12 protein-coding genes are annotated in these 14,781 nt (G+C 68.1%); 2 read left to right on the top strand and 10 right to left on the bottom strand.

All coding sequences use genetic code 11. From position 1 onward, the window contains the following. Positions 1-27: 27 nt before the first annotated feature. Positions 28-891: a creatininase family protein gene (locus tag A4F85_RS21240; protein ID WP_063327647.1), complete on the top strand. Its 864-nt coding sequence runs from the start codon at positions 28-30 to the stop codon at positions 889-891. Between the two features lie 349 nt (positions 892-1,240). Here the strand turns inward: A4F85_RS21240 and A4F85_RS21235 are convergent, their stop codons facing one another. From A4F85_RS21235 to A4F85_RS21215, 5 genes are all read right to left on the bottom strand, one after another. Then, positions 1,241-2,215 (bottom strand): Bug family tripartite tricarboxylate transporter substrate binding protein, encoded by a 975-nt coding sequence (locus tag A4F85_RS21235; RefSeq protein WP_013800338.1) that lies wholly within the window; start codon positions 2,213-2,215, stop codon positions 1,241-1,243. 119 nt (positions 2,216-2,334) lie between these two features. Then, positions 2,335-3,018, bottom strand: coding sequence for a histidine phosphatase family protein (locus tag A4F85_RS21230; protein WP_034398008.1), 684 nt, complete (start codon positions 3,016-3,018; stop codon positions 2,335-2,337). A 91-nt stretch (positions 3,019-3,109) separates the two neighbouring features. Next, positions 3,110-4,069: a PhzF family phenazine biosynthesis protein gene (locus tag A4F85_RS21225; protein ID WP_063327646.1), complete on the bottom strand. Its 960-nt coding sequence runs from the start codon at positions 4,067-4,069 to the stop codon at positions 3,110-3,112. Between the two features lie 210 nt (positions 4,070-4,279). After that, positions 4,280-5,458 (bottom strand): aminotransferase-like domain-containing protein, encoded by a 1,179-nt coding sequence (locus tag A4F85_RS21220; protein WP_063327645.1) that lies wholly within the window; start codon positions 5,456-5,458, stop codon positions 4,280-4,282. A 233-nt stretch (positions 5,459-5,691) separates the two neighbouring features. After that, positions 5,692-6,294, bottom strand: coding sequence for a LysE family translocator (locus A4F85_RS21215; protein WP_034398013.1), 603 nt, complete (start codon positions 6,292-6,294; stop codon positions 5,692-5,694). Between the two features lie 237 nt (positions 6,295-6,531). Between A4F85_RS21215 and A4F85_RS21210 the strand changes: the two genes are divergently transcribed. After that, positions 6,532-7,983 carry an aminotransferase-like domain-containing protein gene (locus A4F85_RS21210; RefSeq protein WP_034398015.1) on the top strand — a complete coding sequence of 484 codons (1,452 nt, stop codon included), beginning with the start codon at positions 6,532-6,534 and terminating at the stop codon, positions 7,981-7,983. Between the two features lie 212 nt (positions 7,984-8,195). On the opposite strand, the gene A4F85_RS21205 is transcribed toward A4F85_RS21210, so the two are convergent. Genes A4F85_RS21205 through A4F85_RS21185 form a run of 5 tightly spaced genes read right to left on the bottom strand, consistent with a single transcriptional unit; the run spans position 8,196 to position 14,712 of the window. After that, positions 8,196-8,909 carry an RNA polymerase sigma factor FliA gene (locus A4F85_RS21205; protein WP_012202528.1) on the bottom strand — a complete coding sequence of 238 codons (714 nt, stop codon included), beginning with the start codon at positions 8,907-8,909 and terminating at the stop codon, positions 8,196-8,198. A 5-nt stretch (positions 8,910-8,914) separates the two neighbouring features. Beyond that, positions 8,915-9,796 (bottom strand): hypothetical protein, encoded by an 882-nt coding sequence (locus A4F85_RS21200; protein ID WP_012202529.1) that lies wholly within the window; start codon positions 9,794-9,796, stop codon positions 8,915-8,917. After that, positions 9,789-11,444 carry a flagellar biosynthesis protein FlhF gene (gene flhF, locus A4F85_RS21195; protein ID WP_034398017.1) on the bottom strand — a complete coding sequence of 552 codons (1,656 nt, stop codon included), beginning with the start codon at positions 11,442-11,444 and terminating at the stop codon, positions 9,789-9,791. Before flhF ends, A4F85_RS21200 begins: the two co-directional genes overlap by 8 nt. Beyond that, positions 11,441-13,540, bottom strand: a complete 2,100-nt coding sequence (flhA, locus tag A4F85_RS21190) for a flagellar biosynthesis protein FlhA (RefSeq protein ID WP_012202531.1) — start codon at positions 13,538-13,540, stop codon at positions 11,441-11,443. The genes flhF and flhA overlap by 4 nt, the downstream gene beginning before the upstream one ends. Next, positions 13,537-14,712, bottom strand: a complete 1,176-nt coding sequence (locus tag A4F85_RS21185) for an EscU/YscU/HrcU family type III secretion system export apparatus switch protein (RefSeq protein ID WP_013800346.1) — start codon at positions 14,710-14,712, stop codon at positions 13,537-13,539. Before A4F85_RS21185 ends, flhA begins: the two co-directional genes overlap by 4 nt. Positions 14,713-14,781 lie beyond the last annotated feature (69 nt).

The following is a 14,781-nucleotide window of genomic DNA, read 5'->3' as shown; positions in this document are numbered from 1 at the left end:
GCCCATGGATGGCCCTAATATCGGGCCATGCAAGACTCCCCGCCCGAACAGATATCCCCCGGCGCCTGGCCTTCCCGCTGGTGGGCCGAGGCCTCTGCACGCGACTTTGCGCAGGCCCAGGCCAGCGGCCTGGCTGCCGAAACCATCGCCGTGCTGCCCGTGGCCGCCGTGGAGCAGCACGGTCCGCACCTGCCGATGTCCGTCGACGCCCGCCTGCTGCAGGGCGTGATCGATGCGGCCCTGCCGCTGCTGCCGCCCGAGCTGCCCGCGCTGTTCCTTCCCCCGCAGAACATCGGCTTCAGCGTGGAGCACCAATCCTTTGCCGGCACGCTGACGCTGTCGCCCGCCACGGTGATCGCGCTGTGGACCGAGCTGGGCGCCTGCGTGGCGCGGGCCGGCGTGCGCCGGCTGCTGCTGCTCAACGGTCATGGCGGACAGGTCAGCGTGATGGACATCGTGGCGCGCGAGCTGCGCATGCGCCATGGCCTGCTGGTCTACAGCAGCAGCTGGTTCGGACTGGTGGACGATACGGCCAATGCGCAGTTCAGCGCGCATGAGCACCGCTTCGGCATCCATGGCGGCGAGGTGGAGACGTCGATGATGCTGCACCTGGCGCCGGAGACCGTGCGCATGGAGCATGCGCGGGACTTTCATTCCACTTCGGAGGATAGGGCGCAGCGGCATGCCTTGCTGGGCAATGGGCGAAGCGCCAAGATGGGCTGGGCCATCGAGGACTACAACGTTTGCGGGGCGGTGGGGAATGCTGCGGGGGCTACGGCCGAGCGGGGGGCTTTGATGGTGGAGGCTTCGGCTCGGGGGCTGGTGCGGTTGTTGTCCGAGATGGTTGCGCTGCCTGCGGATACTGTCGGAAGGGCGCCGGAGCCTCTTTAGTTTTGGGTCTTTTTTGGACCCTGCCGGGTGGTGGTTTTTCGAGGCCGGGATTCGGCCCGGCGGCCGACCTACTTTCTTGCCGCGCAGCAAGAAAGTAGGCAAAGAAATGCGCCCAAATGTCCGCGACCCCTTCGCTGCGCTGCGGGGCCACCTGCGTCGTGGCGGCTGCGGGGTTCGCCGTGAAACTCTCTTCGCGCTGCGCGCTACGTTCAAACATCACGGCGAGTCAGATCACGAAGCAGTCCTGTCCTTCGGCAGGACTGCAACCCCGCAACCGCCACGACGCAGGCGCTGACATACGGGGAGTTTGCTCGGGCCTTTGCTTCGCTCGGCCTATTCCTTTATTGCTTTATTGCTTGGGGATCTTGGCCTGGACGATCACGTCGCCCCAGCGCTTGATTTCCGATTGCAGCAATTGCGCGGTCTGCTCGGGCGTGCTGGACTGGGCCTGGACGTTCATTTCGCGCAGTTTCTGCGTGACTTCGGGGGAGTTCACGGCGGCGGCGATTTCCTTGTTCAGGCGGGCGATGATTTCCGGAGGGGTCTTGGCGGGGGCGGCCAGGGCGTTCCAGGAGGAGGCGACGAAGCCCTTGACGCCTGACTCCTGGGCCGTGGGCACGCCGGGCAGCAGGGCCGAGCGCTTGTCGCCGGTGATGGCCAGCAGGTTGACGGCCTTGGAGTTGATCTGGCCCATGATGGGCGTGAGGATTTCCACGGCCGCGTCGATCTGCTTGCCGCGCAGGGCCGTGACCACGGCAGGGGTGCCGTTGAAGGGCACGATCTGGGCGTCGATGCCGGCGGTGGTCTTGAACAGTTCGGCTGCCAGGTGCTGGGTGCTGCCGATGGCGATGCTGCCGATGTTGAGCTTGCCGGGGTTGGCCTTGGCCCAGGCCACCAGCTCGCCCAGGTTCTTGAAGCGCGAGTCGCTGGCGGTGAGCACGCCGATGTCGAAGTAGCCCAGGGTGGAAATCGGCGTGAAGTCCTTGACCATGTCGAAGGGCAGCTGGTTGAACAGCCCCACGGTGACGGCACTGCCGTTGGACATGAGGAACAGCGTGTGCCCGTCGGGCGCGGACTTGGCCACGGTGTCGGCCGCGACGATGCCGCCTGCGCTGGGCTTGTTGTCGATGATGACGGGCTGGCCCAGCTGCGAGGCCAGTTTTTGCGCAACGACGCGCGAGGTGACGTCGGCCACGCCGCCTGCGCCAAAGGGCACGACGATGCGGATGGGCTTGTTCGACAGGGGCTGGGCCTGGCTGGTGATGGCGGCCAGCAGCAGGGCCGCGCAGGCCAGGGCGCTGCGCGTGAAACGGCGTTTGTTCATGGGTCTTTTGTCTCCTGGCCGGCGAGTTTGGCGCAAAAGCGCAGGCCGGCCCAGAGCGCCCGTGTTCTGGCTGCTATGCCTTGGCGCGATAGCTGTGTGACAGCCTTGCCGGTGCCGTATCAGGCGTGCGTGATCCAGCTGCGGTGCTCGTCCGTGTCCAGGTGGTTGAGCGTGTTGAAGGTCTGCAGCATCAGGCGCTTGGGGCTGGTGGTGAACTCGGTCACGGCGCTGTTGCGGATGCGCATGTTCAGCGCAATGGTGACCTCGGGCGAGGTGCCCAGCACATGGCCCACGGCGGTGGAGATGGGGCCGCCGCTGCTGACCAGGAGCACGTTTTCGTCGGCATGCTCGTGGCGCACGCGCTCCAGCACCTGGCGCACGCCGCCAGAGAAATCATCCCAGCTGGGCATGCCTTTGGGGCTGATGGTGCCGGCCATCCACTGGGCCAGGGCATCGCACAGCAGGCGGAAGTGGTGGCGGTACAGCTCGGGCGTGTCGGGCTTGGGCAGGGGCGCCGGATGAATGGCCTGCAGCAGCGCGCCGCTGTCGTATTCATCGAGGCCTGCAAGCGCCTGGGTGCGGTGCTGCTCGGCAGGCAGGCTGCCCAGGCCGTCGGCGATGCCGGCCAGCGTCTGCGCATGGCGGCGCAGCGTGCCCGTGTAGACCGCGTCGAAGCGCAGGCCGCGCTCTCGCCAGTAGGCACCCAGCCTTTGCGACTGCGCCGTGCCGCGCTCGCTGAGCTGGTCATAGTCTTCGGCACCAAACGAGGCCTGGCCATGGCGCACAAGATAGAGGGTTCCCATGGCGCGGATTGTGGCCAGCGCTGGCGCTGGCGTTTGTCCTGCGGGCGACTGGCTGCCGCCTTGGCGACAGATTCCGACAACCCGGCAGGCCCTACAACAGCACCTGGCCGCTCACGCATTCCACGACATGGCCGCCTATCCACAGCGCGCCCTGAGCGTCCTCGCTGACGTGGACGCGCCCGTCGCGCCCCACGCAGCAGCCCTGGCTGGCGATGTAGGGCGCGCGCAGCAGGCCTTCGCCGCGCAGCCACAGGGCCAGACTGGCATTTAGGCTGCCGGTGACGGGATCTTCAGTGACGCCGACGGGGCTGGCGAAGCCGCGCACTTCCAGGCTGGGGGCGGCATCCGTCTCGGCTGCGGCTGGCCGCTGGCCCGTGGCAAAGGCGCGGGCCTCGCGGCTGCTGCGGCCGATCAGTGCCGGTGCATCTTGCGCGCTTTCGTACAACGCGCAGGCGCCCACCTTGGTGTTCAGCGCCTTGAGCCTTGCATGGTCGGGCTCCAGCGACAGCACTTGGTCGGGGTGTTCGAAGAGCACGCCCATCCAGCGCGGGCCGTTGTCCAGCCAGGCCGCACGCAGGATCTGGCCGCGTTCTGCGCCTAGCGCGGCCGCCACGTCATCCAGCAGGCCGGGCTCCACGTCGCTGATGTCGGTGGACGGTGCCTGAAAGGCCAGGCGCCCGTCCTGGCGCTCGATGCCGATCAGCCCCTTGGCGCACTCCTGCACGATGCGCTGGGCCTGCTGCGGCACGCCGCCCTGCGCCAGCCAGGCATGGCAGCTGCCCAGCGTGGGATGGCCGGCAAAGGGCAGCTCGCCGCCCGGCGTGAAGATGCGCACGCGGTAGTCGGCGCCTGCAGCGCGGCCCGCCTCGGTGGGAGGCAGCACGAAGGTGGTCTCGGACAGATTGGTCCAGGCCGCGAAGGACTGCATCTGCGCATCGGTCAATCCGGTGGCGTCGAGCACGACGGCCAGCGGATTGCCCAGGTAGGGCCGTGCCGTGAACACATCCACGGTCATGAAGGGGCGCTGGCGGGAGACGTATGCAGATGTCATGGCAATGGGCAGATGGAAGGGAGGATGGAAAAGCCGACAGCAAGCCGGACTTTGGTTCGACTGCGTGTCGGCTTCCCCCTGGCCCAAGCAGGTAACTGGCCCAAACACCAGGGACGCCGAGCAAGAGCCGCCTCGCGGCGAGGGCGTCGTCCCCCTCCCTTGCGAAGCAAGTAGAGAGGGGGAAGCGGCGCTAGCCGCTCAGGGGGTGGTTTACATCGTGGAGCGGATGGCGTCGGCCAGGGCGGCGATGCCCTTGTCGATCTGCTCGGCCGACACCGTCACGTAGGACAGGCGCAGCGTGTTGGCCTGGGGCTCGTCCGCGTAGAACGGCGCGCCGGGCACGAAGGCCGTGCCGCGTTCGACGGCGGCGGGCAGCAGCTTTTGCGCATCCATGCCCTTGGGCAGGCGAACCCACAGGAACATGCCGCCCACGGGACGGGTCCACTGCACGTCCAGGCCGGCCATTTCGCGTTCCAGCGCGGCCAGCATGGCGTCGCGCTGGCGCTTGTACATGGCGCGGATGGTGGGCACATGGCGGTCCAGGAAGCCGTCCTTGATGACTTCGGAGACCACGCGCTGGTTGAATCCCGGCGTGTGCAGGTCGGCCGCCTGCTTGGCCTGCAGCAGCTTGTTGTAGACGGACTTGGGCGCCACCAGGAAGCCGATGCGCAGGCCCGGGGCCAGCACCTTGGAAAACGAGCCCAGGTAGATCACGCCTTCGGGGTTGCGCGCGGCCAGCGGCAGGGCAGGGGCCTGCTCGAACCACAGGTCGCCGTAGGGGTTGTCCTCGATCAGCGGGATGTTGAGTTCGCGCGCCTTGTCCACCAGGGCCTGGCGGCGTGCCTCGGCCATGGTGCGGCCGGTGGGGTTCTGGAAGTTGGGCAGCACGTAGGCCAGGCGGGCCTTGTCGGCGCCGGTGCCGGCCTTGTCGGCGAAGTCCTCGACGAGGATGCCGTCGTCATCGCTGTCCACGCCCACGGGAATCGGTTCCTGCGGTGCAAAGGCCTGCAGCGCGCCCAGGTAGGTGGGCTTTTCGACCAGCATGCGGCTGCCACGGTCCAGGAAGACCTTGCCGATCAGGTCCAGCGCCTGCTGCGAGCCGGTGGTGATCAGCACCTGGTCGGGGTCCACTTCCCAGGGCAGGAAGTCGGCCACGGCCTGGCGCAGGGGGGCGAAGCCCTCGCTGGTGGCGTACTGCAGGGCCGAGGCGCCATCGCGCTGCATAACGGTCTGGCAGGCCTGGGTGAACTCGTCCAGCGGGAAGGCCAGCGGCGAGGGCAGGCCGCCCGCCATGCTGATGATGCCGGGACGGTCGGTGAGCTTGAGGATTTCGCGGATGGCGGAGGGGTTCATCTTGGCAGCACGGTCTGCCAGCGTCCAGGTCGTCATAAAAAAAACAGTTCCAGGTCTTGCGGTGCCCGCCATGCGGGCGGGCTGGTATGGATTGCCATGCCGTCGTGGGGCACGGGCCGGCCGCATGTGAAGAGCGGAGTGCGGATAGTGCGCTCGCTCTTGCGCCGGCAATGAGGGTATTTTGTCGCGGGCGTGAAGGGTCTGCGCATCCTCCCTTCAATAGCTGGGCAGGCCAGTACGGCCTTTGCCTGGGCGTGGGTGGAGGACCCTCATGCGGCCACCATCCACATCGCCGTCAGCGCCAGCATGGTCGCCATGGCACGGTTGAACCACAGCAGCCTGCGTCCCTGGGCCAGCCAGTGGCGCAGCAGTGCGCCCACGCAGGCATACAGCAGATTGCTGAAAAAGGCATAGGCGGCCATGACGGGCAGCACCACGGTCAGGCGCTCGGTCAGGTCGTCGCGCCCGGCCAGCCAGCCGGCCACGATGGCCAGGGCCAGCAGCCAGGCCTTGATATTCACGAATTGCAGTCCCACGCCCTGCCAGAAGCCCACCTGCAGCTGCTGCGGCGATTGCAGCGAAGCCATCTGCGCGCTGCGGCTCAGGCGCCAGGCCATCCACAGCAGGTAGCCGATGCCGGCGGCCTTGACCAGCCACAGCAGCAGCGGCGCCGCGACAATGGCCGCGCCCACGCCGGCCGTGCTCAGCACCAGCAGCACGCACCAGCCCACGGGCACGGCCAGGACGAAGCGCAGCGCCGGGCGCAGGCCGTGGTTGGCGGCCAGGGCCGTGGACAGCGTGGTGTTGGGACCGGGGCTGAAGCTCATGGAAGCGGCGAGCAGCAGCAAGGCGGTGAGTTCGGACGGTGGCATGAGGCGGTGGCCCCGAAGGTCTCCATACAGGCGGCAGGGGCTGTTGGGGAGGAGGGCACGGCAGGCCTTCTCCGCAGCACGAATGCATGAAATATAGGTGCAAGACCTGTACAGTGCCAATACAGTTGGACCCTCAATTGCATGTTCTGTATTGGTGCCTATCCCGATACAGTGACTTTCTGGTGACCCATTCACAGCCGTTTGCAGCCGTTCGCACCCGTTCACACCCGTTTCCGTATGACCGTTCCCCTCTCGCGGCTGGCGCCGCAGACCCTGAGCACCCAGCTGGCCGAACGCCTGGGCGAGCGCATCCGCATGCGGCTGCTGCCTGCGGGCGCACGCCTGCCTTCGGTTCGCGAATGCGCGCGCCAGCAGGGCGTGAGCACGCACACGGTGGTGGCCGCCTATGACCTGCTGCAGGCCCAGGGCCTGGTCGAGGCGCGGCCGCAAAGCGGCTTCTTCGTGCGCGACTTCGTGCAGGATGCGCCGCTGCTGCAGCCCGAACAGGCCCGTGCGGTCCCCGCCGAGGAGGCCCCTGGCGTGCCCAAGGGCACGCGCATCAATGCCTCCATGCTGGTGCGCGGCATGTTCCACCAGAGCGTGGGCGGCAGGCCGCAGCCCGGGGCGGGCGTGCTGCCGGCCGAGTGGCTGGAGGCCGGCTTCCTGGCGGCGGCCATGCGCAAGGCCTGCTCGGGCAAGTCCCTGCACGACTCCTGCGTGGGCTACGGCGACCCGCTGGGCGACATCGGCCTGCGCGAGGCGCTGTCGCGGCGCCTGGCGCGCCTGGGCATTGCGGCGGCGCCGCAGCACATCATCACCACCATGGGCGCCACACATGGGCTGGACGTGGTCAGCCGCGCCCTGCTGCAGCCGGGCGACCCGGTGATGGTGGAGGAGCCCGGCTGGGCCGTGGAATTCGCGCGCCTGGCATCGCTGGGCATGCGCGTGCTGCCCGTGCCGCGCGGCCCCGACGGGCCAGACCTGGCCGTGATGCAGCGCTACTGCGAAAGCTGCGCACCCAAGCTCTACGTCAGCGTGAGCGTGCTGCACAACCCCACCGGCTACAGCCTGTCACCGGCCAGCGCCCACGAGGTGCTGCAGCTGGCGCGGCGATTCGGCTTCTACGTGGTGGAGGACGATACCTATGGCGAGATCGCGCCCGACCACGCCGCGCGCATGACCGTGCTGGACCGCCTCAGCCACAGCATCTACGTGAGCGGCTTCGCCAAACTGCTGGCGCCCAACTGGCGCGTGGGCTACCTGGCGCCCCCGCCCGCCCTGGTGGAGCGCCTGGTGGACACCAAGCTGCTGTCCACGCTCACCACCCCCTCGCTGATGGAACGCGCCCTGGCCCACTGCATGGACCAGGGCCAGCTGCGCCGCCATGCCGAGCGCCTGCGCCAGCACCTGGCCCAGGCCCGCATGCGCAGCGTGGCACTGGCCCAGCAGGCCGGCGCCCGCTTCGCGGCCGAGCCGGCCGGCATGTTCGGCTGGGTGGACACCGGCGTGGACACCGAAACCCTGGCCCAGCGCCTGCTGGACGCCGGCTACTTCATCGCCCCCGGCGCCATGTTCCACGCAGGCCGCCAGCCCAGCACCTGCATGCGCATCAACTTCGCCACCACGCAGGAACCCGCCTTCTGGCGCATCTTCGAACGCGAAGTCCAGGCCATGCGCGGCAGCGCATAGAAAAGGGAATGGGAGAGGGGAGAGGGGGCGGAAGGCGGGGAAGGCTGTATCGACCCGCAAACATAGATCAGACCAGCAGCGCAAAAAACCGGCGAGGCCCAAAGCGAGGGACACCGAGCAAGGGCCGCCCCGCCGCGAGGGTGTCGCCCCCTTCCCCCGCGAAGCGGGTAGAGAGGGGGAAGGCGCGCAAGCGCCTCAGGGGGTGCCCCCAGTCAATGCGCCCGCATCTTCGTACGCAAGCGCGCAATCGCCTGGCTGTGCAGCTGGCACACGCGCGATTCGGTCACGCCGAGCACGGCGGCGATTTCCTTGAGGTTCATGTCGTGCTCGTAGTACATGCCCATGATGTACTGCTCGCGCTCGGGCAGGGCCTTGATGGCTTCGACCAGGGCCACGCGCAGGCGGTGGTCGCGCAGCAGCGCAAAGGGATCGGCGCCGCTGTCGGCCACGTGGCGTTCGAGGAAGTCCTCGCCCTCGTCGCCGCCCGACATGTCCTCCAGATACACCAGCTGCGTGCCGCGCACCTTGCCCAGCAGCGACTGGTAGTCGTCCAGGTCCATGCCCAGTTCGTCGGCGATCTCGGATTCCAGCGGCGTGCGCCCCAGGCGCTGCTCCAGGCGGTGCAGCGCGTGCTCGATGTCCTTTTGGCTCTTGCGCGAGCTGCGGCTCATCCAGTCGCCTTCGCGCAGCTCATCGAGCATGGCGCCACGGATGCGCTGGCTGGCGAAGGTCTCGAATTGCACGCCCTGCTCGCTCTCGAAGCGGGACAGGGCTTCGGCCAGGCCGATCATTCCGACCTGTATCAGATCATCAAGCTCCACATTGGGAGGCAGCTTGGCGATCATGTGCAGCGCGATCCGGCGTACCAGAGGTACATGCCGACGGATCAGTGCATCGCGGTCGAGTTGGCCTTTGGCGGTGTACATGGCAGTCAGTGGCTCCAGGCATGGGATGCGGGCAGCGGCGCGAAGCCGGCGGCCAGATCCTGGCCGCCATGTGGCAACACGCTGCCCGCATGGTTGAGCAGTTGCAGCGCCAGGCGCTGCAAGTCCGGTGCATGGTGCAGGCGCACGGGCAGCAGTCCCGGCGCATGGCCCAGGTGGCGTTGCGCGCAGCGCATCAGCGCGTCGATCTGGGATTGCAGCTGTTGCGCATCCTCGGCCTGGCTGCGGGCGCCGGTCTGTCCACGGCGCCAATCGTAGCTGGTCACGCCCAGGTCATCGGCGCTGGGCAGCAGCGGCGCCAGCAGGCAGCGCAGGCCGGCATGCACTGCCAGCTGCTTGAGCTGGCGGTAGCAGCCCAGCACGCGGGTGCCTTGTTCGGGCAGCACCATCAGCGGGTGCACGGCCTGGCCGGCCAGGTTGCTGGCCAGCGTGTCGGCATTGGCATACAGCATGACGATGGCGTAGCCGCGCACGTGGCGCTGCAGCCATTGCATGGGCGTCATGCCGGCCTGGCGCGCCTGTTGGGGCAGCAGATCCAGGCCCTGGCGCGCCGGCAGCACGGCCACCGAGCTGTGGCGGGGATCGGGGTGCAGGCCGGTACGGGCCTGCCAGGCGCTTTGCTGCAGCAGCTGCGCCAGGCCCGGTGCATCCGGGGACTCGCCCTGGCTGGCGTCCAGCACCAGAACGGGCAGGCCCAGGCGCTGCAGGCTGGCACAGACCGGCCACAGCAGGGATTGTTCGGCCAGGCCCTGCGGGTCGTTGGCCGTGTCGCGCAGCATGGCCAGCACACGCAGACCCATGGGCGCGGCGGCGCCGGGCTGGCCGTGCAGGCCCAGGCCCTGGTGCAGCTGGGGGAAGGTTTCAAGCATGGTGGATCTCGCCTTCCGTGCTGGGGCTGGACGGGGTGAAGAAGAAGTCCAGGTCCAGCGCCTTGGGATCGAAGGCCGAGCGGGTGGCGGCGCGCATGGAGGCGGACACCAGTTGCTGCGCATCGGCGCGTTCCCAGTCTTCGGGCACGCGCTGGCCGTTGGTCACGCCGCGCAGCTGCATCTGGTGGCGGATCAGTGTGTCCACCGACGGGCCCAGCTTCACGGCCTCGTCCACCTTGGTGAGGATGGCTTGGCTGGAGCCGCGCGCCTTGAAGGCCTGCATCACATCGTCCAGCGCATCGCCCTGGCCGGCCGCGTTCACGGCCAGCAGTTTCTGGATGCCGGGCAGGTCCAGCAGGTCGAGGATCTCGTCCTTGCGCGGATCGCGCGGGGCCACGCCCGTGGTGTCGATCAGCACCAGCTGCTTGTTGGCCAGCAGGCCCAGCAGGTCCTGCAGCGCGGCGCGGTCATGGGCCAGGTGGGCCACCACGCCCAGCATGCGGCCGTAGGAGCGCAACTGGTCGTGGGCGCCGACGCGGTAGGTGTCCAGGGTGATCAGGCCGACGCTGGCGGCGCCGTACTTGGCTGCGCACAGGGCAGCCAGCTTGGCCGTGGTCGTGGTCTTGCCCACGCCGGTGGAGCCCACCAGGGCGAAGACGCCGCCTTGCTCGTACAGCGGGGCCTGGTCGGCGTCGGTGCGCAGATTGCGTTCCAGCACCTGCATCAGCCAGCGCACGGCGTCGCCGGCGGACAGGTCCTGGGGCATGTGCTCGACCAGGGCGCGGGCCAGCACGGGGGAGTAGCCCGCGCGGATCAGCTTGTGCGTGAGGTTGGCGTGGATGGGGTTCTGGCGCGTCTGGCCCAGCCAGGTCAGGGTGTTGAAGCGCTCTTCGATCAGGTCGCGCACGGACTGCAGCTCATCGCGCAGTGCCTGGGAGGCCATGGTCGGTGCGGGCTCGCTGCGCAGGGTCTCGCGCAGCGGCGCTTCGGCGCTGGCGCGCAGCGGGTTGTGGCGGGCCACGGAAGGCGCAGGCTGTGCCTTGAACGGCTGCTGTGCAGCCGTGGGCGCGGCGGCCGGTGCTTCGCGCAGGGCGTCGCCCAGGCTGCGGCGCTGGGCAAAGCTGGGCAGCGGCTCGTCAACGCCGGCCTCGTGGCGGCGGCGCAGCATGCGTTCGCGCACATAGTCCTGGAAGGACAGGGTGCTCATGGCGAGCTGTTCGGTGTCTTCCTGCACGCTTTGGCGCAGGCCGGCCGGCTCGGCACCGTCTGCCGACAGCGAGGCTGCCTGCGAGATGGCCTGCGCAATCGCCGACGACGTTGCCTGGGAAGCACGCGATGGAGCCGCCTGTGCGGCCTGCAGTGCCGGCTGCGCCGTGCGCGGCTGGGTCTGCGCCTGGATCAGCTTGGCCTGCACCTGCGGGCGCAGGCCCGTGGTTTCCTCTGCAGAGCGGCGCTCGATGGCCTGCTGCAGCGGCGTGCTGCTGGCAGCGGCCTTGCTGTGCTCCAGCGTGTCCTCGGCCGTGGCCATGACCTCGACGCCATCGGGCGTGTTGCGGTTGGACAGGATCAGGGTGCCCGCTCCGAAAGCCATGCGCGCCTTGGCCAGGGCCTCGCGGGAGGTGGGGGCGTAGAAGCGTTTGATGTTCATGCGGATGCACCTTTAAGAATCGAGCCGATGCGGATGGTGTGCGTTTCGGGGATCTCGCTGTGGGCGAGAACCTGCAGACGCGGCGCCACGCGACGCACCAGGCGGGCAATGGAATTGCGGATGGAATCGGGAACCAGCAGGCAGGCAGGCAGGCCCAGCTCTTCTTGCTGGTTGGCCATGTCGGCCGCCTTCTGGGTGAGGATCTCGGCCACGCCGGGATCCAGTGAGGGGGAGCCGGGGTTGGACAGGGCCTGCACCAGCAGGCGTTCGAGTCCGGGCTCGATGGCGATGACGTTCAGCTCACGGGTCGGGCCGTAGATCTGCTGGACGATGGACGGCGACAGCGCAATGCGCACGCGGCGGGCCAGCTCGACAGGGTCCTGCGTGGTCGAGGAGTGCTCGGCCAGCGTCTCGATGATGGTGCGGATGTCACGCACGTGCACCGAGTCTTCCAGCAGCAGCTGGAGCACTTTCTGGAACGTCGTGATGGACACCATTTTCGGAATGACTTCTTCGATCAGCTTGGGAGCCAGTTTGGCCACATGCTCCACCAACTGCTGCGTCTCGGTACGGCTGATCAGCTTGGCGGCATGCACTTGCATCAAGTGTGACAAATGGGTGGCCATCACGGTTTCCGAATCAACCACGGTAAAGCCTGCCATTTGTGCCGCTTCCTTCTGGCGTTCGTCGATCCAGTGGGCGGGCAGGCCGAAGGCCGGGTCGGTGGTCTGGGTGCCGATCAGCGGGGTGCTGATGCCGCCCGGATTGATGGCCAGGAACATGCCGGGGAAGGCCTCGCCCTCGCCCACCATCACGCCGCGCAGGGTGATGCGGTAGGCGCTGGGCTTGAGCTCCAGGTTGTCGCGCACATGCACCGCCGGGGGCAGAAAGCCCACTTCCTGGGCGAACTTGCGGCGCACGCCCTTGATGCGGGTCAACAGGTCGCCCTGGCGGCCCTTGTCCACCAGGGTGATCAGGCGGTAGCCCAGCTCCAGGCCGAGCAGGTCCACCGGCTGCAGGTCGTCCCAGGTGGCTTCGCCGTCGCTGGGCGCGGCCACGGGTGCGGGCGCCTGGGTCTGCTGGGAGGCGCGTTCCTGCTGGCGGCGCGAGAGCATCCAGGCCAGCCAGCCCAGCAGCGCGCCCGTGCACAGGAACACGACGTGGGGCATGCCCGGAATGACGCCCAGCAGGCCCAGCACGCCGGCCGTGATGCCCAGCACCTTGGGCGACATGAACAGCTGCTGCGCGATCTGCTGGCCCATGTCGGTTTCCTTGCCCACGCGCGAGATCACCATGGCCGCGGCCACCGAGATCAGCAGGCCGGGGATCTGCGCGACCAGCGCATCGCCCACGGCCAGCAGGATGTAGCTGTCGGCGGCCTGGCCGGCCGACAGGCCGTGCTGGATCATGCCGATGGCGAAGCCGCCGATGATGTTGATCACCAGGATCAGAATGCCGGCGACCGCGTCGCCGCGCACGAACTTGCTGGCACCGTCCATGGAGCCGAAGAAATTGGCCTCTTCCTGCACCTCGGCGCGGCGGCGCTTGGCTTCCTTTTCGTCGATCAGGCCGGCGTTCAGGTCGGCGTCCACGGCCATCTGCTTACCGGGCATGGCGTCCAGGGTGAAGCGGGCCGAGACTTCGGCGATACGCTCGGCACCCTTGGTGATCACCACAAAGTTGATCACCACCAGGATGGCGAACACGATCAGGCCGACGGCGAAGTTGCCGCCGATCAGGAAGTGGCCGAAGGCCTCGATCACCGCGCCGGCCGCGCCGGGGCCGGTGTGGCCCTCCAGCAGCACCACGCGGGTGGAGGCCACGTTCAGCGACAGGCGCATCAGTGTGGTCAGCAGCAGCACCGATGGGAAGGCTGCGAAGTCCAGCGGCCGGATCATGTAGGCCGCCACCATCATCACCATCAGCGCCACGGCGATGTTCAGCGTGAAGAAGGTGTCCAGCAGCCACGGCGGAATGGGCAGCACCATCAGCGCCAGGATGGCCACCACCAGCAGCGGCGCCATCAGGCCCTGAGCGAACTTGGCGTTCTCGCTCGACCACATCGATTGCAGGGATTGGAGCGGATTCGTCGTCATGGAGCAGTACCTTCAGTGGTCGCGGCGGCGCCTGGCGCGCGGCGGCCCTGGTGCGGATCGAGTTCGGCGGGCACGACGGGTTCGCCGAGATCGCCAGGCATGGGGCCTTCGCCGCGCAGCGCGGCCTTCAGGCGGTAGACATAGGCCAGGACCTGGGCCACGGCCGTGTACAGCGCGGCGGGAATGGCCTGGTCCAGGTCGGCGTGCGCGTACAGGGCGCGCGCCAGCATGGGGGATTCGAGCACCGGGATCTTGTGGGCGCCCGCGACTTCGCGGATCTTCAGCGCCACCAGGTCCGTACCCTTGGAGATGACCTGCGGGGCGGCCATGGTCTTTTCGTCGTAGCGCAGGGCCACGGCGTAGTGCGTGGGGTTGGTCACCACGAAGTCGGCGCGCGGCACGGCGTTGACGCTGGCGCGGTCGGCGATCTCGCGCTGCTTCTGGCGGATCTTGCTCTTGATCTGCGGGTTGCCGTCGGATTCCTTGTGCTCCTGCTTGACTTCCTCGTGGCTCATCTTCAGGCGCGACTTGAACAGGTAGGCCTGCAGCGGCACGTCGATCACGGCCATCAGGAACACCACCAGCAGCAGCAGGGCCACGCCGCTGGCCAGCCATTGCCCCGTCATGGACAGCGCCATGGCCGAGGGCTGTGAGGAGATGGCGGCGATCTCGGCGAGATGGCCGCTCAGGAACTTCCAGGCCACGAAGGAGAGGATGGCCGTCATCACCACCATCTTCACCACGGTCACCATCTGCTGCTTGGAAAACAGGTTGGTCAGGCCCGACAGCGGATTGAGGCGGTTGAACTGCGGTTGGATGGGCTTGAGGCTCAGGATCCAGCCGCCGGCCAGCATGCCCGACACCAGGGCCGCACCCGTGGTCACGGCGGCAACGACCAGGGAAATCTTCAGGCCCAGGCTGCCCATGGACAGCATGCGCTCCATCATCAGGGCCGGCGTCTTGGCCGTGTGCGCGTCGAAGGCCAATTGCTGGGCCAGTGCCATGCGCAGGTGCTGGATCAGGGGCTCGGCGCCCATCAGCATCATCAGCGCGCCCGTGCCCAGGATGGCCAGGTGCGACAGGTCCCGAGAGCGCGCACCCTGGCCGTCAGAACGCGTTTTCTGCAGTTTGCGTTCGGTGGCGGGAAGGCTTTTGTCTTGGCTGGAGTCCATGGCGCAATGACGGAAGGATTTGCGTCATTGTCGGAACAAGCCAGGCAGGCGAAGCCCCGATAAGCGGGG

It is taken from the genome of Delftia sp. GW456-R20 (assembly GCF_001622915.1).
GTDB lineage: Bacteria > Pseudomonadota > Gammaproteobacteria > Burkholderiales > Burkholderiaceae_C > Comamonas > Comamonas acidovorans.
This window is presented reverse-complemented; position numbering and strand designations above follow the sequence as displayed.

Coding starts and splice junctions, on each gene's coding strand:
- A4F85_RS21220 (WP_063327645.1), bottom strand. CDS start 5,458: ATGACGACCTGGACGCTGGCAGACCGTGCTGCCAAGATGAACCCCTCC.
- A4F85_RS21230 (WP_034398008.1), bottom strand. CDS start 3,018: ATGGGAACCCTCTATCTTGTGCGCCATGGCCAGGCCTCGTTTGGTGCC.
- flhF (WP_034398017.1), bottom strand. CDS start 11,444: ATGAACATCAAACGCTTCTACGCCCCCACCTCCCGCGAGGCCCTGGCC.
- flhA (WP_012202531.1), bottom strand. CDS start 13,540: ATGACGACGAATCCGCTCCAATCCCTGCAATCGATGTGGTCGAGCGAG.
- A4F85_RS21225 (WP_063327646.1), bottom strand. CDS start 4,069: ATGACATCTGCATACGTCTCCCGCCAGCGCCCCTTCATGACCGTGGAT.
- A4F85_RS21205 (WP_012202528.1), bottom strand. CDS start 8,909: ATGTACACCGCCAAAGGCCAACTCGACCGCGATGCACTGATCCGTCGG.
- A4F85_RS21185 (WP_013800346.1), bottom strand. CDS start 14,712: ATGGACTCCAGCCAAGACAAAAGCCTTCCCGCCACCGAACGCAAACTG.
- A4F85_RS21235 (WP_013800338.1), bottom strand. CDS start 2,215: ATGAACAAACGCCGTTTCACGCGCAGCGCCCTGGCCTGCGCGGCCCTG.
- A4F85_RS21200 (WP_012202529.1), bottom strand. CDS start 9,796: ATGCTTGAAACCTTCCCCCAGCTGCACCAGGGCCTGGGCCTGCACGGC.
- A4F85_RS21215 (WP_034398013.1), bottom strand. CDS start 6,294: ATGCCACCGTCCGAACTCACCGCCTTGCTGCTGCTCGCCGCTTCCATG.
- A4F85_RS21210 (WP_034398015.1), top strand. CDS start 6,532: ATGACCGTTCCCCTCTCGCGGCTGGCGCCGCAGACCCTGAGCACCCAG.
- A4F85_RS21240 (WP_063327647.1), top strand. CDS start 28: ATGCAAGACTCCCCGCCCGAACAGATATCCCCCGGCGCCTGGCCTTCC.